Origin of the sequence: Geobacillus sp. Manikaran-105 (assembly GCF_002809955.1) — a bacterium.
GTDB classification, from domain to species: Bacteria; Bacillota; Bacilli; order Bacillales; family Anoxybacillaceae; genus Geobacillus; species Geobacillus thermophilus.
In genome coordinates, this window is record NZ_PIJG01000038.1 from 12658 (window position 1) to 31403 (window position 18746).

Here is an 18746-nt window from a genome sequence, read left to right on the forward strand (position 1 = left end):
CGGCAATGGCTGATTTAAGCATTAACTTAGCGGGAATCAAGTCCCCCAATCCATTTTGGCTCGCTTCCGCCCCTCCCACCAATTCGGGGTATCAAGTGCAAAGGGCATTTGAGGCGGGTTGGGGAGGAGCGGTATGGAAAACATTAGGGGAACCTATTTTGAATGTATCGTCCCGATTTGCGGCAATCAGTTTTAACGGACAGCGAGTCATGGGCTTTAACAATATTGAATTAATCACGGATCGTCCTCTTGAGGAAAATTTAAAGGAAATTTATGAGACGAAAAAACGTTTTCCTGACCGGGCTGTCGTTGCTTCTTTGATGGTCGAGCCCAAGCGCGAAAAATGGCATGAGATTGTGAAGCGAGTAGAAGATGTGGGCGTGGATGGGTTGGAACTCAATTTTGGCTGTCCGCATGGAATGGCGGAACGGGGGATGGGATCGGCATCAGGTCAAGTGCCAGAATTGGTCGAACGACAAACATATTGGGTCAAAGAGGTGGCACGCACCCCTGTCATTGTTAAATTAACTCCTAATATTACCGATATTACGGCGACCGCTGAAGCGGCTGCCCAAGGCGGGGCAGATGCCATCAGTTTGATCAACACAATCAATAGTCTCATGGGGGTGGACTTAGATACGTGGAATACGATTCCACATGTAGCAGGAAAGGGGGCGCACGGGGGATACTGCGGTCCAGCAGTAAAACCCATTGCTTTAAATATGGTGGCCGAATGCGCGCGACACCCGCGTATCCGCATTCCGATTTCGGGAATTGGCGGGATCTCCAATTGGAGAGATGCCGTTGAGTTTATGTTAATGGGAGCGACAGGAGTTCAAGTGTGCACGGCGGTTATGCACCATGGGTTTCGGATTATCGAGGATATGATTGAAGGGTTGAATCACTATCTTGATGAAAAAGGAATTGCTTCCGTAATGGATATTGTAGGGAAATCAGTGTCAAAGTATTCTGATTGGGGAGATTTGGACCTCAATTATAAGGTTGTGGCGCGAATTCATCGTGAGCGCTGTATTCAGTGCAATAAGTGCTACATTTCTTGTGAAGACGCTTCCCATCAATGCATTGAGCGTCTCGTAGACGAAAACGGAAAAGAATATTTAAAAGTGCGCGAAGAAGATTGTGTAGGATGCAATTTATGTTCCATCGTCTGTCCGGTTGACGGAGCGATTGAGATGGTCGAAGTGCCAAGCGAACATCCCCCGATGACATGGAATGAACGGCAAGTGGCCCTTGGCCGGCTAAGCGGTTGCAGTGTGGATATCAAATCATTATAAATGAAGGAGGGTATCATGATGACAAAATTGATAAAAAATGGAACAATTGTCACCGCTACAGATATATATGAAGCCGATCTCCTCATTCAAGATGGGAAAATTGCAGTAATCGGGAGAAATTTAGATGAGAGCGGAGCGGAAGTGATTGATGCCACAGGTTGTTATGTGTTTCCAGGAGGCATTGATCCGCACACCCATTTAGATATGCCGTTTGGCGGCACTGTGACAAAAGACGACTTTGAGTCGGGGACGATTGCCGCCGCATTTGGCGGGACGACGACCATTATTGATTTTTGCTTAACGAATAAAGGTGAGCCCCTGAAAAAAGCGATTGAAACTTGGCATAACAAAGCGACGGGGAAAGCGGTGATCGATTACGGGTTCCATTTGATGATCAGTGAAATAACGGACGATGTGCTTGAAGAGCTTCCAAAAGTGATCGAAGAAGAAGGAATTACCTCCTTTAAAGTATTTATGGCGTATAAAGATGTGTTTCAAGCTGATGATGGAACCTTGTATCGGACGCTAGTCGCGGCAAAAGAACTCGGAGCGCTTGTCATGGTGCATGCCGAGAATGGAGACGTGATTGACTATTTAACGAAAAAAGCCTTGGAGGACGGGCATACTGATCCGATTTATCATGCATTAACGAGACCTCCAGAGCTAGAAGGAGAAGCGACGGGGCGCGCCTGTCAATTGACAGAACTCGCTGGTTCGCAATTGTACGTCGTTCATGTATCGTGTGCTCAAGCGGTAGAGAAAATTGCTGAAGCGCGCCATAAGGGGTTGAATGTATGGGGCGAAACTTGTCCCCAGTATCTGGTGCTCGATCAGTCCTATTTAGAAAAGCCGAATTTTGAAGGTGCTAAATATGTATGGTCACCGCCGCTTCGTGAGAAATGGCATCAAGAAGTGCTATGGAATGCCTTGAAAAACGGCCAGCTGCAAACGCTCGGATCTGACCAATGCTCATTTGATTTTAAAGGCCAAAAAGAATTAGGAAGGGGAGATTTTACCAAAATCCCAAATGGTGGTCCTATTATTGAGGATCGGGTGAGTATTCTTTTCAGTGAAGGAGTGAAAAAAGGGAGAATTACCCTCAACCAGTTTGTTGATATTGTATCAACAAGAATCGCCAAATTGTTTGGTCTATTCCCGAAGAAAGGAACCATTGCCGTCGGTGCGGATGCGGATTTAGTCATTTTTGATCCAACGGTTGAACGGGTGATTTCAGCCGAAACACATCATATGGCTGTGGATTATAATCCGTTTGAAGGGATGAAAGTAACAGGGGAACCCGTGTCGGTTTTATGTAGAGGAGAATTTGTGGTACGTGATAAACAATTTGTCGGGAAACCGGGGTACGGCCAATATGTTAAACGCGCGAAATATGGGGCGCTAATGGCCGACCAAGATGTGGTGAAAATGTCCTAACGTAAATAAATCATTGAACACCAACAAGCTGTGCCTGGCGGTAAGGATGCGGGTTACGACGAGAAGCGGGGGGTGTGTGATGACTTACCATCAGTTTCTACGTGAGCGAGAAAAGATCGATTACTTAATTGAACAAGGATACTATATGAAAAGCGTAAAAGAAAATTTAAGCGGATCGTTTGTTGAATTTGAGAAAGAAGACTCTTTGTCAGAAACAAGAGATATCCAAACACTGCATATTACAAACGCTGATGCACGCAAATATTTTTCGTCATTATTAATCCGCCAGCTCAGAAAACACCACGAATAGAGAGAAGAATGATGCACGTCACGATAAGCGCCGGAACGAGTTCCTCTATATATCCTTAATCATTATAGAGGCAGGGCCGGCGCTTTGGTTTTCATGAAACAGAGCGCGAATCGCCTAAATGAATGTCACATTTCATAACATAAAACGCGATCGATGATGTTGCTTTCTGTATAATGAAACGTAGAAGGCCATATATAGCCAAGCCGTTACATAAAAATTTGTGATAGAAGCAGGAGCGACCGTTTACGCTACCTAAATTAAAATGGTATTGCCATGATTGGTGTAAGGGGAGTGAAACAAAGTGTATGAAGACTCCTACATTAACGGTTTCTGATATTCTAAAGCGGAAACATTTTGAACATGTTGAAGTGGTTGCAGGGCATAATGGGCTCAACCGCACTGTAAAATGGGTGCATGTTGTCGAAGTTGCGAAAATCCATCATCTGTTAAACGGAAAAGAGCTGATTTTATCTACTGGGGTAGGATGGAAGGAAAATGAGGAACTGTTTCGATCGTTTGTAGAACAGCTTATCAACTGTGACGCTTCGGGATTATGTATTGAAATCGGTATGCATACTCCTTCTGTTCCGCAAGAAGTAATCGATTTAGCGAATGCGCATCACTTTCCGATCATTCTCTTTCTTAAAGAAGTGCCTTTCGTTGAGATCACCCAAGACATCCACACTTATTTAATTAACCAACACTATGAAATCATCTCCGGACTAGAATCATATTCACAGCAATTAAACAAAAAATTACTTTCAATGGATCATTATAGTGAAATTTTAAAACTATTGCACCACTATTCGGGACATCAAGTAGTTTTTAAAATAAACGGCAGAGAGGTGGAGATATTTCCTAAATACAGCAAAACATTTAAGGAAGAACAGTTGATAGTTGACGACAACGCAGCTTCCAAGAAAAGAGTGGCCACCCAACCGATCCAATTTCTTGGGAATGAATATGCCGAGCTATCCATTGTGTCAACCGGAAAGGAAATCAGCGAATTTGATCTGCTGATTTTGGATCGTACGGCAACTGCGCTGGCACAGCATCTGCTTCGTGATTTGTATGTCGATGAAAAAAAGAGAGTAGAAGAAAATGAGTGGTTGAAAAGCTGGCTAGAGGGAGAGCATTCCATTGAAAATGTGTTTAGTTATTTGGCTGAGTATGGGGCAGACCCAAATCCAAAAGGAGGGACAGTGCTTGTTGTCCGTTTTAAATCTTCAATGAAGCAATGCTCGAATTTAGACATGATTTACTTTAAAATGCTATGCCGGACGATTTTTGAACAACAAGGTTTTTCAACATTTCCTGTCGATTTTCACAGCAGCATCGTATTTATTATGATCAATAACAGGGAAATGAAAACATGGAAAAGTCGAATGAAAATAGGACTGAATTCTTTGCTTGAATCGGATTATATTCAAAAGAAGAAATTACCTCAATTTGTTGTCGGGGTCGGAAAATTTATCGAAAATGTTTCTCATATGGACAAAAGTTATCGGACAGCTTTAGAGACGATCAAAATTCAACATCATCTTGGCGGCAGGGCCAATAGCTGTTTTTATGAGGATTTGCATATTTATCGAATTATTTCCCTTATTCATAAATACAATGATTTGTATGAAGTTGTCATGGAATACTTAGAGCCTGTTCTTCAATACGATGAAAAATATAATGGAAACTTGTTGGAAACGTTAAAGGTATATTTGGCGTGTAACGGTTCAAAAAAAGAAACCGCACAAAGACTATTTGTCGTTAGGCAAACGCTGTATCATCGAATCCAAAAACTAGAATCGCTTTTAGGAGAGGATTTTATGAATCCGGAAAAGCGGCTCGCTATTGAGTTTATGATCAAGGCATATGAATATTTACAATTGCAAAGTATGGAAAACAAATATGTACAGCATGATCGGTTGCGAAGATTGTAAGTAAGAAGTCTCCCCCCCTGAGAAGCGAAAAGCAGAAGATGCCGTAGGCTTCTAGGGGGATTTCTTTCGTAAAAACATCCATGAGCAATTTTTTGCTCTCCACCGACATGAAAATCTCAGTCCAAGGCGCGCACATTTTCAAAATTTGGTCACATTGTGGAATAAATAGGCTAATCGCTTTTACGCTTTGTCTAGTGAAGGCAATCAAAAACTGGAGGATAATTTTGTGTAACAATACAAAATATTTAGATCATGAACAAAGATAGGAATAAGGAGGAGAATCTGATGTCCATCACCAAACCGGAAACAACGGTTCTCAAAAACTATATCGGCGGACAGTGGGTGGCATCGAGTGGCACAGAAACGCTAGAAGTCCCGAACCCGGCGACTGGGGAAGTGTTGGCGCGTGTTCCGATCTCAACCAAAGAGGATGTCGATCAAGCGGTGCAAGCAGCCAAGAAAGCGTTTGCGACGTGGAAAGATGTCCCTGTTCCCAAACGAGCGCGGATTATGTTTTCATTTCACCATTTGTTAAACCAGCATCATGAGGAATTAGCGGAGCTTGTCGTACAGGAAAATGGCAAAGCGTATAAAGAAGCGTACGGAGAAATTCAACGGGGGATTGAATGCGTGGAGTTTGCGGCCGGCGCTCCGACTTTGCTGATGGGGGAATCGCTGTCGAATATTGCCGAAGAGATTGACTCGGAAATGTTTCGTTATCCGTTGGGAGTTGTGGCAGGGATCACTCCGTTCAACTTCCCCATGATGGTGCCGCTTTGGATGTTCCCGTTGGCGATTGTGTGCGGCAATACGTTTGTATTGAAGCCATCGGAACGGACGCCCATTTTGGCCAATAAGTTAGCAGAACTGTTTACGGAGGCAGGTGCCCCTCCTGGAGTGCTCAATGTCGTTCATGGAGCGCATGAGGTGGTCAATGCCTTGATTGATCATGAGGATATTCGTGCGATTTCATTTGTCGGTTCACAGCCAGTGGCCAAGTACGTGTATGAACGGACAGCAGCGCAAGGCAAACGAGTGCAGGCGTTGTCGGGGGCGAAAAATCATCATATTGTCATGCCAGATGCGGATGTAGAGACGGCCGTACAACATGTGATCAGCTCAGCGTTTGGCAGCGCGGGCCAGCGTTGCATGGCTTGCAGTGCAGTCGTGATTGTCGGGGAAAACGAAACGTTCGTCCGTCGGTTGAAACAAAAAGCAGATGAGTTGATTATTGGGAATGGCATAGATCCGGAAGTGTTATTAACCCCGGTCATTCGGCAGTCTCATCGTGAAAAGGTGCTAGGCTACATTCAAAAGGGGATTGAAGAGGGCGCGGTATTGCTGCGCGATGGGCGAAAGGAAATGGATGATAGACCCGAAGGCAATTTTTTAGGTCCCACGATTTTTGATTATGTCACTCCGGATATGACGATCGCGAAAGAAGAGATCTTCGCACCTGTATTAAGTTTGCTGAGGGCCAATGATTTAGATGAAGCGCTCAGCTATATTCGGAAGTCTCGGTATGGGAACGGGGCGACGATTTATACAAAGGATGCGAAGGCCGTCCGGAAATTCCGTGAAGAGGCCGATGCGGGGATGTTGGGCATTAACGTCGGCGTGCCGGCGACGATGGCGTTTTTCCCGTTCTCTGGCTGGAAAGATTCGTTTTACGGTGATCTTCATGTGAATGGAAAAGATGGCGTGAATTTTTACACGCGCAAAAAGATGATTACTTCCCGGTTTGATTTTTAACCTGTGTTGGGTGAAAGGGGCAGAGAATCATGCAAACTGAACAAACCCACCAACTGTGGCTCGACAAAGATGACCGATATATCTGGCATTCGATGAAGCCGTATAACCCACAAGCAACGCTGATTGCGGCCGAAGCGAAAGGCTGCTGGGTGACGGATGCAGCTGGACGCCAGTATTTGGATGCGATGGCCGGGCTCTGGTGCGTCAACGTCGGCTATGGGCGCGAGGAACTCGCCGAAGCGGCGTATGAGCAGCTGAAGACGCTGGCGTATTTCCCGCTCACGCAAAGCCATCGTCCGGCGATCGAGCTCGGGGAAAAGCTCAACGAACTGTTAGGCGATGAGTATGTGATTTTCTTTTCCAACAGCGGGTCGGAAGCGAACGAAACGGCGTTTAAAATCGCCCGCCAATACCATCAGCAACGCGGGGAGCATCACCGGTACAAAATCATTTCCCGCTACCGGGCGTACCATGGGAATTCCATGGGGGCGCTCTCAGCGACCGGGCAGGCGCAACGGAAATACAAATACGAACCGCTCGCGCCAGGGTTCATCCACGTGCCGCCGCCGGATGTATACCGCGACCCGGATGCGGCGGATGACCCGCGCCGGTTGCGGGCGGTCAAGGCCATTGATGATGTCATGACGTGGGAGTTGAGTGAAACGATTGCGGCCGTCATTATGGAGCCGATCATCACCGGGGGCGGTGTGCTCATTCCTCCGGACGGGTATATGAAAGCGGTCAAAGACGTGTGTGAAAAACACGGGGCTTTGCTGATTGTCGATGAAGTCATCTGCGGCTTCGGCCGGACGGGAGCGGCGTTCGGATTTCAACACTACGGCGTCAAGCCGGACATTATCACGATGGCGAAAGGCATTACGAGCGCGTATTTGCCGCTGGCGGCAACGGCGGTGCGAAAAGAGATTTATGAAGCGTTCAAGGGAACGGATGAATACGACTACTTCCGCCATGTCAATACGTTTGGCGGCCACCCGGCTGCTTGTGCGGTGGCGCTGAAAAACATCGAGATTATGGAGGAGGAGCGTCTGTTTGACCGTTCGCGTGAAGCGGGCGAATGGCTGCTTTCGGCACTGAAAACGAAACTGGCCGACCATCCGTACGTCGGGGATGTGCGCGGCAAAGGGCTGCTTGTCGGCATTGAATTGGTCGCCGACCGAGCGACGAAAGAGCCGCTCGATGTGTCGCTTGTCAATCAAGTGATCCATCGATGCAAAGAAAACGGCCTCATCATCGGCAAAAACGGAACGACGGTCGCCGGGTACAACAACGTGCTCACCTTGTCGCCGCCGCTTTGCATCACGGATGATGAACTTTCGTTTGTGGTCCGCGTCTTGAGCGGGGCGCTAGCGGCCATTCAATAAGAAGAACAAACGCCAGCTTGGGTCGACAGGCTGGTGTTTTGTTTGCCTTCGTGCAGACATTCGGAAAAACATAGAAGCAGGCCGCTGTCGCTAGGGTTGGACGTTCTCCCGGTTTCGAGATGGGAGATTCTTAGACATCTGCCTTAGGGCCGGCTGCCCGATCATCGATTCCTGTGCGTTTGACGAAAGATCGATCATGAACACTGAATGGTCAGAACCGTTTTAACTCCATCCAAATACATACGTTAGTGGAATAGCTAAGTCCTTAAATTGTGCGGAATGCAGCGTGTCTTGTTGCCCGTATGTGGCATGCCGTTGATAGGCTCCTTCGTGCAAATGGTATACATGAATCATTTTGTTAGCCGTATCGACGATCCAATATTCTGCAATGCCATAGTGTTGGTACGTGTAAAATTTTTCGTTGTAATCTTTTAAAGCGGTTGAAGGTGACAAAACTTCAACAACTAGCGCAGGCGCCCCGTAACATCCTTTTTGGACAATCTGTTTTTTATTGCAAATCACGGCAATATCGGGTTGGACAATGTCATCAGGGGTTTCATACGTTTCATTTTTGCTAAGGAATACATCAAACGGCGCCGTAAAGACGTAACAATGTTGGTTTTGGAAAAAATGGCGCAAAGCAAAATACAATTCTCCGACGGCAAATTGATGTTCCGAAGATGGAGCAGGCGTCATATTATACGCTTTTCCATTTATCAGTTCCCAGCGGCCTTCCCATGTTTTCCAGTCAGCGTACGTGTAAATTTTGTTCAAGTCAGGGATATTGCCCATTGTTCCACCCTCTTTCATTTTAAAGATACGCTTGTTTACAGTGTACCAAAAGAAATCAAGGAAGTGTAGGGAGGACCTTTCATTAGACGTTTATTCATCGTTCGCTTACGCCCACAGGTGGAAGTGAGGGGCTTTTTGGTTCAGAAAAGGAATCTGGCGTTTGGTTGTCGAATGACATGAGAGAAGAATGCATGAAGAAAGGGAGAGGAATGATGTCCGCATTTCAAGCGTTTGTCGTCAACAAAACCGAAACAGAATTTACCGCCGGCGTGCAGACGATATCCATGGATGATTTGCCGGAAGGCGACGTCGTTGTCCGCGTCCATTATTCAAGCGTCAACTACAAAGATGGATTGGCGTCCATTCCGGACGGCAAAATTGTGAAAACGTATCCGTTCGTGCCGGGAATTGATTTGGCCGGGGTGATTGTCTCGTCGCAACATCCGCGCTTCCGCGAAGGGGACGAGGTGATCGCGACCGGATATGAAATCGGTGTGACGCATTTCGGGGGCTACAGTGAATATGCTCGCCTGCACGGCGATTGGCTCGTGCCGCTGCCAAAAGGGTTGACGTTGAAAGAAGCGATGGCGATCGGCACGGCTGGGTTCACGGCGGCATTGTCCATTCACCGTCTTGAGGAGCATGGGTTGACGCCGGAACGCGGACCGGTGCTTGTCACGGGGGCGACGGGCGGCGTCGGGAGTCTGGCTGTGTCGATGCTATCGAAGCGCGGCTATACGGTGGAAGCGAGCACAGGCAAAACGGCGGAGCACGACTATTTGCGCGCCCTCGGCGCCAAGGAAGTGTTGACGCGCGAAGACGTCACGGCTGAACGCATTCGTCCGCTTGATAAGCAGCGCTGGGCCGCGGCGGTCGACCCGGTCGGCGGCCGGACGCTGGCGACGGTGTTAAGCCGCATCCGCTACGGCGGAGCGGTGGCGGTGAGTGGGTTGACAGGCGGCGTCGAGGTGCCGACAACCGTCCATCCATTCATTTTGCGCGGCGTCAGCTTGCTTGGCGTTGATTCCGTCTATTGTCCAATGGATTTGCGTTTGCGCATTTGGGAGCGGCTCGCTGGCGACTTAAAGCCGGATTTGGAGCGGATTGTTCAAGAAATTTCGCTCGCTGAATTGCCGCAAGCGCTTGAGCGCATTTTGCGCGGCGAGCTGCGCGGCCGGACGGTCGTGCGGTTAGGATGACGTTCGGACGCAATCGAACGGAAGCAGCGTCCGAACTTGGTGCTCTCCACATCTTCTTTTTGAATGATCCTTGATGAGTGAAGGCGACGGAAAGGGGAAGTGTGCAGAAGAAGAAAGGAAAGACGCAGGGGGAAGCACCTGCGTCTTTTTTTTTGTGATCTCGAACCCATTTTTCGACGTGAGCGTAGGCGGGGGAGCGTTCACCCCCGCAATTGATACCGCTCGAGCTCCGCGAAAAAGTCTTTCACAAACCGGTAAAACACTTTCACCGACGGAGCGAGTTCGTGGTGGTCGGAAATGATAATGCCGACGTTGCGCTTTACTTGCGGCATCTCGATTGGCACTTTGGCGGCGTAGCGAAGAAGGCTTTCCGACAAGGCGCTTTCCGGCAGGAGGGTCACGCCGATGCCAGCGGAGACAAGCCCTTTAATGGCATCGAGATCTTCGCCTTCCGATGAAATGTTGGGCGAAAATCCGGCTTGGTGGCAAGCGTCAATAACGATTTGATGCAAAATGTATCCTTTTGGAAACGTTACAAATGGATCATGGCGCAGTTCGTTCAATACGATCCGGTCGCGGCGGGCGAGCGGATGGCTGTTCGGCAGGAGGGCGGCAAACGGTTCGGAAAACAAAATTTCTCCTTTAATGCCGATTTCACGAACCGGAATCGGTCCGAGAAAGGCAAGGTCGATCTCCCGTTTTTTCACCGCTTCGATTAAATAATAGTACGACCCTTGGCGGAGATGGAACGAGACGTTTGGGTGCTCCGCTTTAAAGGCGGAGATGACCATCGGCATCATGTGGCTTGCCAGGCTTGTCGGAAACCCGATTTTAATCGTTCCGCGTTCCGGGTCCAAATACTCTTCGATTTGTTGCTTTGCATCCTCGACCGCCTTTAACACCGCTTCGGCGTGCGGCAAAAAATGGCGGCCGATCGGGGTGAGCTTCACGTTTCGCCCTTCCCGTTCAAACAGCTGCACGCCAAGCTCCGCTTCGAGGTTGGCAATTTGCCGGCTGATCGCCGACTGCGCGACATGGAGGGCGTCGGCGGCTTCGGAGACGTGTTCGCGCCGGGCGACTTCCACGAAATATTGCAGTTGCCGCAGCTCCATTTTTCTCCCTCCTTTTGATTGATCGCAAAAAGAGATGGATTTTATCTAAATTATATATTGTTTATATTAATTTTGAAAACTACAATGAATATTACAGACAATTCGGAACGGGAGGGGAAGGCAGCATGAAACACTACGGATTACCGGAAGCACAAGGGCTGTATCGCCCGGAATTTGAACATGATGCATGCGGGATCGGGTTTTATGCTCATTTGAAAGGAAAACCGTCACATGACATTATCGAAAAAGCGCTCCATATGCTTCGCCAGCTTGAACACCGCGGCGGACAAGGAAGCGATCCGGAAACAGGTGATGGCGCGGGCATTATGACGCAAATTCCGCATGAGTACTTTCAAGCGGTGTGCGGTGGGATGAACTTGCCGGAAAAAGGGCGCTACGGGGTCGGAATGTTCTTTTTGCCGGAACAGGAAGAGAAGCGGGCGTATTACGAAGCGAAATTCAATGAAATCGTTGCGAAAGAGGGGCAGCGCCTGCTCGGTTGGCGGACCGTGCCCGTTGACAACGACAAGCTTGGCAAACTGGCGCGGCAAAGCAAGCCGTTCGTCCGTCAAGTGTTTGTCGCGGCAAGTGATGACGTGGCTGATGAGTTGGCGTTTGAACGGAAGCTGTATGTGATCCGCAAACAATTCGAAAAATGTGTGGAACACAACGAGTGCTATGTAGCGAGCTTCTCGAGCCGGACGATCGTGTATAAAGGGCTTTTGACGCCGGAACAAATCGATGCGTTTTATTTGGATTTGCAAGATGAACGGTTCCGTTCGGCGTTTGCTCTCGTGCACTCGCGCTTCAGCACGAACACGTTTCCGAGCTGGGAGCGGGCCCATCCGAACCGCTACTTGATCCATAACGGCGAGATCAACACGCTGCGCGGCAACGTCAACTGGATGGCGGCGCGCGAGAAACAATTTGTGTCCGAAGCGTTCGGCGCGGATTTGGAAAAAGTCGTGCCGATTTTGGATACGAACGGCAGCGACTCGTCGATTTTGGACAATGCGTTTGAATTTTTCGTTCTCGCTGGCCGGAAGCCGGCCCATGTCGCGATGATGCTCATTCCGGAACCGTGGTTTTGGGATGAGCAGATGGACGGGGCGAAAAAGGCGTTTTACGAGTACCACAGCTGTCTCATGGAGCCGTGGGACGGACCGACGGCGATTTCGTTCACCGACGGCAAGCAAATCGGCGCCATTTTGGACCGGAACGGTTTGCGTCCGGCCCGCTATTATGTCACCAAAGACGACTATATTATTTTCTCATCCGAAGTCGGCGTCATCGATGTTGACCCGAACAACATTTTATATAAGGAACGGCTGAGCCCGGGGAAAATGCTGTTGGTTGACCTCGAGCAAGGGCGCATCATCTCTGACCAGGAAATCAAGGAAGAAATGGCTCATGAAAAGCCATATCGCCAATGGATCAACGAGCAAATGATCACGCTTGGCGATCTGGAAATTCCGGAGGACGTCGAAGCGCCGAAGCAGCTTGTCAAGCTGCAAAAAGCGTTCGGCTACACGTTTGAAGATGTGGAAAAAACGATTTTGCCGATGGCGACGGAGGGGAAAGATCCGACGGGGGCGATGGGCATGGATGCGCCGCTTGCCGTGCTGTCCGAGCGGCCGCAAAGCTTGTTCAACTACTTCAAGCAGCTGTTTGCCCAAGTGACAAATCCGCCGATTGACGCCATCCGCGAATATGTCGTCACGTCAACGATGACGCTGCTCGGCAAAGAAGGGAATATTTTGCATCCGGACGCCAAAGCGGCGCGGCGCATTCGCCTTGAGACGCCGCTGTTGACGAACGAAGAACTGGCGGCGTTAAAAGCGAATCCACACCCGGAATTTGCGTGCGCGGTGCTGCCGACGTTGTTTACCGACGATTTGAAAACGGCGCTTGATGAGCTGTTTGCCAAAGCGGATGAAGCGATCGAAAACGGGGCGGCGCTTCTTGTGCTGTCCGACCGCGGCGTTGATGACACGCATGTGGCGATTCCGGTGTTGCTGGCGGTAAGCGGGCTTCATCAACACCTTGTCCGCAAAGGGACGCGCACGAACGTCAGCCTGCTTGTCGAAAGCGGCGAAGCGCGGGAAGTGCACCATTTTGCGGCGCTCATCGGCTACGGGGCGGACGCCATCAACCCGTACTTGGCGCTCGAGACCATCCGCCAGGCGTCAGAAAACGGCACGATCGCCTTGTCGTACCGCGAAGCGGTGAAAACGTATATGAAGGCAGCCGTTGACGGCGTTGTCAAAGTGATGTCGAAAATGGGGATTTCGACTGTGCAAAGCTACCGCGGCGCACAAATTTTTGAAGCGGTCGGCATCAGCAACGATGTCATTGATGAATACTTTACCGGCACGGCATCGCAAATTGGCGGCATCGGGCTTGCGGAAATCGCCAAAGAAGCGAAAATGCGCCATGAGTCCGCATTTGACGCACGGTACGAAGACGATGTGCTGGATACGGGCAGCGAGCTGCAATGGCGACGCAACGGCGAACATCACGCGTTCAACCCGAAGACGATCCATTTGCTGCAGTGGGCGTGCCGGAAAAACGATTACAACCTCTATAAACAATATTCGAAACTGGCCAATGAAGAACAGTTGACGTTCTTGCGCAATTTGTTCGATTTCGATTCGAGCCGGCAACCGGTGCCGATTGAGGAAGTCGAACCGGTCGAGTCGATCGTCCGCCGCTTTAAAACAGGGGCCATGTCGTTCGGTTCGATCAGCCAGGAAGCCCATGAGGCGCTGGCGATCGCCATGAACCGGATCGGCGGAAAAAGCAACAGCGGCGAGGGCGGCGAAGACCCGGCCCGCTATGTGAAAGATGAAAACGGCGACTGGCGCCGCAGCGCGATCAAACAAGTGGCGTCCGGACGTTTTGGCGTAAAAAGCCATTATTTGGTCAATGCCGATGAATTGCAAATCAAAATGGCCCAAGGAGCAAAACCAGGTGAAGGCGGGCAGCTTCCGGCCAATAAAGTGTATCCGTGGGTCGGCAAAGTGCGCGGCTCAACGCCGGGAGTCGAGCTCATTTCCCCGCCGCCGCACCATGACATTTACTCGATTGAAGATTTGGCCCAACTCATTTATGATTTGAAAAACGCCAACAAAGATGCGCGCATCAGCGTCAAGCTCGTCGCCAAAGCCGGCGTTGGCACGATCGCCGCTGGCGTGGCGAAAGGGAACGCCGATGTCATTGTCATCAGCGGCTATGACGGCGGCACGGGCGCTTCGCCGAAAACGAGTATTAAACATGCCGGCCTGCCGTGGGAGCTTGGATTGGCGGAAACGCACCAGACGCTCATGCTCAATGGGTTGCGCGACCGCGTCGTTCTAGAAACCGACGGCAAACTCATGACCGGCCGTGACGTTGTGATGGCGGCGCTGTTTGGGGCCGAAGAATTCGGATTTGCGACGGCACCGCTCGTCGTTTTAGGCTGTGTCATGATGCGCGTCTGTCATTTGGATACGTGTCCGGTCGGCGTGGCGACGCAAAATCCGGAGCTGCGCAAGAAATTTACCGGCGAGCCGGATCATGTCGTCAATTTCATGTATTTCGTCGCTCAGGAAGTGCGGGAAATGATGGCGGAACTCGGATTCCGCACGATCGACGAAATGGTCGGCCGCGTTGACGTCTTAAAAGTGAGCGAACGGGCGAAAGCGCATTGGAAAGCGAAACATCTTGACTTGTCTCGCCTCTTGTATCAAGTCGATGGCCCGCGCACAGGCAGCAAAGGGCAAAACCATCGAATGGAAGAGACGCTCGACTATACGGAAATTTTACCGGCGGTGCAGCCAGCGCTTGAGCGGCAGGAGCCGGTCGAACTTCACCTCGCCATCCGCAACGTCCACCGCACGGTCGGGGCGATGACAGGAAGCGAAATCTCGAAGCGCTACGGCGAGGAAGGGCTGCCGGATGATACGATCCGCCTCCATTTCACCGGATCGGCCGGGCAAAGTTTTGCGGCGTTTGTGCCGAAAGGGATGACGCTCGAGCTCGTCGGCGACGCGAACGACTACGTCGGCAAAGGGCTTTCCGGCGGCAAAGTGATCGTCCGTCCGCCGCATGAGGCGCCGTTTGCCGCAGCGGACAATGTCATTATCGGCAACGTCGCTTTCTACGGGGCGACGAGCGGCGAAGCGTACATTCGCGGCCGCGCTGGGGAGCGGTTCTGCGTCCGCAACAGCGGCGTCCATGCCGTTGTTGAGGGAGTCGGCGATCACGGGTGTGAATATATGACCGGCGGCCGCGTCGTCATCCTCGGTTCGGTTGGCAAAAACTTCGCCGCCGGCATGTCCGGTGGGATCGCTTACGTTCTTGCCGATGAAGACAGCTGGCAGCAAACCGCCAACCTTGAGCTCGTCTCGTTTGAGCGGCTCGAAGACGAGGAAGAAATTCGCGACGTGCGTCGGATGATCGAAAACCATTACCGCTATACAGGAAGCCCGCGGGCTGCATTGGTGCTCGACGAGTGGGACGATTACGTCCGCCGCTTCGTCAAGGTTATTCCGCGCAATTACAAACTGATGATTGAGACGATCGAAACGCTCGAACAGTCCGGGCTTTCGCACGAAGAAGCTGTCATGGCGGCGTTTGAAACGGTGGCAAAACAGAAAAAAGCGGCTGTCGGCGGCGTCCATCAGCTGCAAGCGGTGGCGAAGTAACGCTGTGGCTTGCGATTGGCCGCGAAGTGACGACGCCGCTTCGGCTCCGCGGCTTCGCGGGGCCCGCTTTTTGATCGGCCAACAGGCGGGAAGGCCGCATGAGAGAAGAGAGGATACGTACGGAAAGAAGGAGGGGAACCATCGTGGGAAAAGCAACAGGATTTATGGAATATGCACGCGAGGAAGAGAAAAAGCGCGATCCGCTTTCCCGTCTTGATGATTGGAAAGAATACACGCAGCCGTTTTCCGAAGACGTGCTGGCCCGCCAAGGTGCCCGCTGTATGGACTGTGGCACGCCGTTTTGTCATATGGGATTGGAGCTAAACGGCCTGACTTCGGGGTGTCCGGTGCACAACTTGATCCCGGAATGGAACGATTTGGTGTACCGAGGCCGTTGGAAAGAAGCGCTTGATCGTTTGTTGAAAACGAACAACTTCCCGGAATTCACCGGCCGCGTCTGCCCGGCGCCGTGCGAGGGGTCATGCACGGTGGCGATTTCCGACCCAGCGGTTGCCATTAAAGGGATTGAACGGGCTATTATTGATAAAGGGTTTGCCGAGGGATGGGTGAAACCGCGCATTCCGAAGACGCGCACGGGGAAAAAGGTGGCCATCGTCGGCTCTGGCCCGGCTGGGCTCGCCTGCGCTGACCAACTCAACCAAGCCGGCCATTCGGTGACGGTGTATGAGCGGGCTGACCGCATCGGCGGCTTATTGATGTACGGCATTCCGAATATGAAGTTGGAAAAAGAAGTGGTCGAGCGGCGGGTGCGTCTGCTCGAAGAGGAAGGCATCACGTTTATTACGAACACCGAAGTCGGCAAAGATATTACGGCTGACGAACTGCGTGCTCAGTACGACGCCGTCGTCTTGTGCATCGGTGCGCAAAAGCAGCGCGATTTGGCCATTGAAGGCCGGGAGCTGGAGGGCGTCCATTTTGCGATGGATTATTTGACCGGCGTGACGAAAAGTTTATTGGATTCCAACTTTGCCGATGGCCAGTTTATTGATGCCAAAGACAAACATGTCATTGTGATCGGCGGCGGCGATACGGGCGCCGACTGCGTGGCGACCGCGCTGCGCCAAGGCTGCAAAAGCGTCGTCCAGTTCGGCAAACACCCAGCGCTGCCAAACAAGCGCCCGGACCACAACCCGTGGCCGCAATACCCGCTCGTCTTTACGCTCGACTACGCGTATGAAGAAGCAAAAGCGAAATTCGGCGCCGACCCGCGTCAATATTGCATTCAAACAAAGAAAATCGTTGGAGACGAGCACGGCCGCGTGAAAGAGCTGCATACGATTCAAATGGAAAAAATCATCGATGAAAACGGCAAAGCGATCTTTAAAGAAATTCCGGGGACGGAACAAGTATGGCCGTGCGATTTGGTGTTTATCGCCATCGGGTTTGAAGGGCCGGAGCAGCCGTTGTTGAAGCAGTTTGGCGTTGAAACGGCCAACAACAAAGTGAAAGCCCCATACGGCAAATATACAACAAACATCGAGGGCGTGTTTGCCGCCGGCGACGCCCGCCGCGGCCAAAGTTTAATTGTCTGGGCCATCCACGAAGGCCGCGGGGCGGCTCGTGAAGTCGATCGGTTCCTGATGGGAGAGACGAAGTTGCCGTGGTGATCCCCTCCTCCTTAAAAAGCATCGCTTTTTAAGGAGGATTTTTTTCGTTTGGAGGGAAAAGAAAGAGATGGAAGGAGAGTGATGCTCAACATGAATCGACGATTATGGATCACCGCGGCTATGAGTCTGGGCCTTTTTTTGCTTGTTTGGACAGGCGTGGCCGCTGGATGGACAGAGAGAATGGATGAAGAGGGGCTGCGTCTGTTTGATTATTGGAATTGGCTTGATCCGTTTACGTTTCTTGGCGATGGAAAGACGATTGGCATCATCAGCATTATGCTTGTCATTGGTTTATGGTTTTTTCGCCGCGACGTCTACGGAATGGTGTTGGTTGTGGCCGCTGTTGGCGGGGGATATGGCATCAATGAGTGGCTAAAACATATCATTGGACGGCCTCGACCTCCTCATGCTGAAATCGGTGGATTTAGTTTTCCAAGCGGCCACGCGATGATCGGGACGATTTACTTGTTGATTTTGGCGTACTTTTTGGCGCAAACGCGCACGAAGCGAGGCGAGCGGGCCGCGATTTACGGCGTTTTTGGAGCGCTTGCCCTGTTGACTGGCTTAAGCAGGTTAAGTCTGCAAGTGCATTATCCATCTGATGTGCTTGGTGGGTTTTTGCTCGGGGTTGCCTATGTATCAGCCTGCCTGGCTCTTTACCGTAGGTTCACTCGCTGAAGCGGATTTTAGAACATGGACAAAAAACGATTTTTGTTTTGATTTCGCGCGGTGAAAAGCAAATTTTGCGGCTTTGTGTTGAGCTTTGCCGTTGTCGAAATTAGGGAGAAAATCTCTTTTTCTATACTATCGCGTTGACCGAGACAATGATACAATGGGGAAAAGGAGGTGAAACGATGGGGCAAGCCGAACTCGTGCAAATGATGGCCGAACTGCTTGACCAAAAGCTCAATCCCATCCACGTGCGGCTCGATCGGATCGAAGGAAATGTCCGAGCGCTTCAAGAAGGGCAAGCGCGCCTCGAAGGCGAGGTGCAAGTGCTCAAGGAAGGGCAAGCGCGCCTCGAAGGCGAGGTGCAAGTGCTCAAGAAAGGGCAAGCGCGCCTCGAAGGCGAGGTGCAAGCACTCAAGGAAGGGCAAGCGCGCCTCGAAGGCGAGGTGCAAGCRCTCAAGGAAGGGCAAGCGCGCCTCGAAGGCGAGGTGCAAGCGCTCAAGGAAGGGCAAGCGCGCCTCGAAGGCGAGGTGCAAGCGCTCAAGGAAGGGCAA

Annotated in this window: 12 protein-coding genes and 1 pseudogene; 11 read left to right on the forward strand and 2 right to left on the reverse strand. The window is 50.9% G+C overall.

Annotated elements, in window-relative coordinates; translation table 11 throughout:
• Window positions 1–5: 5 nt before the first annotated feature.
• The 6 genes from preA to CV945_RS11885 all read left to right on the forward strand — a co-directional run bounded on the left by preA (window position 6) and on the right by CV945_RS11885 (window position 8107).
• The gene (preA, locus tag CV945_RS11860) at window positions 6–1295 is read left to right on the forward strand and encodes an NAD-dependent dihydropyrimidine dehydrogenase subunit PreA (RefSeq protein ID WP_011230918.1); all 1290 of its coding nucleotides are present in this window, start codon (window positions 6–8) and stop codon (window positions 1293–1295) included.
• Between the two features lie 18 nt (window positions 1296–1313).
• Window positions 1314–2729 (forward strand): dihydropyrimidinase, encoded by a 1416-nt coding sequence (gene hydA, locus CV945_RS11865; RefSeq protein WP_041470258.1) that lies wholly within the window; start codon window positions 1314–1316, stop codon window positions 2727–2729.
• Between the two features lie 79 nt (window positions 2730–2808).
• A complete protein-coding gene (locus CV945_RS11870) occupies window positions 2809–3039 on the forward strand; it encodes a hypothetical protein (RefSeq protein WP_011230920.1) in 231 nt (76 codons plus the stop codon).
• A gap of 305 nt (window positions 3040–3344) precedes the next feature.
• Window positions 3345–4973 carry a PucR family transcriptional regulator gene (locus CV945_RS11875; RefSeq protein WP_014195602.1) on the forward strand — a complete coding sequence of 543 codons (1629 nt, stop codon included), beginning with the start codon at window positions 3345–3347 and terminating at the stop codon, window positions 4971–4973.
• 285 nt (window positions 4974–5258) lie between these two features.
• Window positions 5259–6725, forward strand: a complete 1467-nt coding sequence (locus CV945_RS11880) for a CoA-acylating methylmalonate-semialdehyde dehydrogenase (protein WP_100659837.1) — start codon at window positions 5259–5261, stop codon at window positions 6723–6725.
• Window positions 6726–6754: 29 nt separating this feature from the next.
• On the forward strand, window positions 6755–8107 hold the full coding sequence (locus CV945_RS11885) for an aspartate aminotransferase family protein (RefSeq protein ID WP_100659838.1): 1353 nt from the start codon (window positions 6755–6757) through the stop codon (window positions 8105–8107).
• A gap of 222 nt (window positions 8108–8329) precedes the next feature.
• Here CV945_RS11885 and CV945_RS11890 read toward each other — a convergent pair whose 3' ends face one another.
• Complete coding sequence (locus CV945_RS11890) at window positions 8330–8899, reverse strand: Uma2 family endonuclease (RefSeq protein ID WP_100659839.1); 570 nt, start codon at window positions 8897–8899, stop codon at window positions 8330–8332.
• 212 nt (window positions 8900–9111) lie between these two features.
• Here CV945_RS11890 and CV945_RS11895 point away from each other — a divergent pair, with 212 nt between their 5' ends.
• Window positions 9112–10098 (forward strand): NADPH:quinone oxidoreductase family protein, encoded by a 987-nt coding sequence (locus CV945_RS11895; RefSeq protein WP_094238579.1) that lies wholly within the window; start codon window positions 9112–9114, stop codon window positions 10096–10098.
• Window positions 10099–10298: 200 nt separating this feature from the next.
• Here the strand turns inward: CV945_RS11895 and gltC are convergent, their stop codons facing one another.
• Window positions 10299–11210, reverse strand: coding sequence for a glutamate biosynthesis transcriptional regulator GltC (gene gltC / locus CV945_RS11900; protein ID WP_015374618.1), 912 nt, complete (start codon window positions 11208–11210; stop codon window positions 10299–10301).
• A 125-nt stretch (window positions 11211–11335) separates the two neighbouring features.
• On the opposite strand from gltC, the gene gltB reads away from it, so the two are divergent.
• From gltB to CV945_RS11920, 4 genes and pseudogenes are all read left to right on the forward strand, one after another.
• Window positions 11336–15895 carry a glutamate synthase large subunit gene (gltB, locus tag CV945_RS11905; protein ID WP_100659840.1) on the forward strand — a complete coding sequence of 1520 codons (4560 nt, stop codon included), beginning with the start codon at window positions 11336–11338 and terminating at the stop codon, window positions 15893–15895.
• A gap of 143 nt (window positions 15896–16038) precedes the next feature.
• A complete protein-coding gene (locus CV945_RS11910) occupies window positions 16039–17523 on the forward strand; it encodes a glutamate synthase subunit beta (protein ID WP_100659841.1) in 1485 nt (494 codons plus the stop codon).
• Window positions 17524–17604: 81 nt separating this feature from the next.
• Entirely contained in the window at window positions 17605–18201 is a 597-nt protein-coding gene (locus CV945_RS11915) for a phosphatase PAP2 family protein (RefSeq protein WP_100659842.1), read from the forward strand.
• A gap of 176 nt (window positions 18202–18377) precedes the next feature.
• A pseudogene (locus CV945_RS11920) lies at window positions 18378–18746 on the forward strand (hypothetical protein); the annotation flags it as partial.

What these genes read in the sequence shown, in the direction of transcription:
- gltB (WP_100659840.1), top strand. Translation starts at nt 11,336, where the DNA reads ATGAAACACTACGGATTACCGGAAGCACAAGGGCTGTATCGCCCGGAA.
- CV945_RS11885 (WP_100659838.1), top strand. Translation starts at nt 6,755, where the DNA reads ATGCAAACTGAACAAACCCACCAACTGTGGCTCGACAAAGATGACCGA.
- CV945_RS11895 (WP_094238579.1), top strand. Translation starts at nt 9,112, where the DNA reads ATGTCCGCATTTCAAGCGTTTGTCGTCAACAAAACCGAAACAGAATTT.
- CV945_RS11875 (WP_014195602.1), top strand. Translation starts at nt 3,345, where the DNA reads ATGAAGACTCCTACATTAACGGTTTCTGATATTCTAAAGCGGAAACAT.
- preA (WP_011230918.1), top strand. Translation starts at nt 6, where the DNA reads ATGGCTGATTTAAGCATTAACTTAGCGGGAATCAAGTCCCCCAATCCA.
- CV945_RS11870 (WP_011230920.1), top strand. Translation starts at nt 2,809, where the DNA reads ATGACTTACCATCAGTTTCTACGTGAGCGAGAAAAGATCGATTACTTA.
- gltC (WP_015374618.1), bottom strand. Translation starts at nt 11,210, where the DNA reads ATGGAGCTGCGGCAACTGCAATATTTCGTGGAAGTCGCCCGGCGCGAA.
- CV945_RS11890 (WP_100659839.1), bottom strand. Translation starts at nt 8,899, where the DNA reads ATGGGCAATATCCCTGACTTGAACAAAATTTACACGTACGCTGACTGG.
- CV945_RS11915 (WP_100659842.1), top strand. Translation starts at nt 17,605, where the DNA reads ATGCTCAACATGAATCGACGATTATGGATCACCGCGGCTATGAGTCTG.
- CV945_RS11880 (WP_100659837.1), top strand. Translation starts at nt 5,259, where the DNA reads ATGTCCATCACCAAACCGGAAACAACGGTTCTCAAAAACTATATCGGC.
- hydA (WP_041470258.1), top strand. Translation starts at nt 1,314, where the DNA reads ATGACAAAATTGATAAAAAATGGAACAATTGTCACCGCTACAGATATA.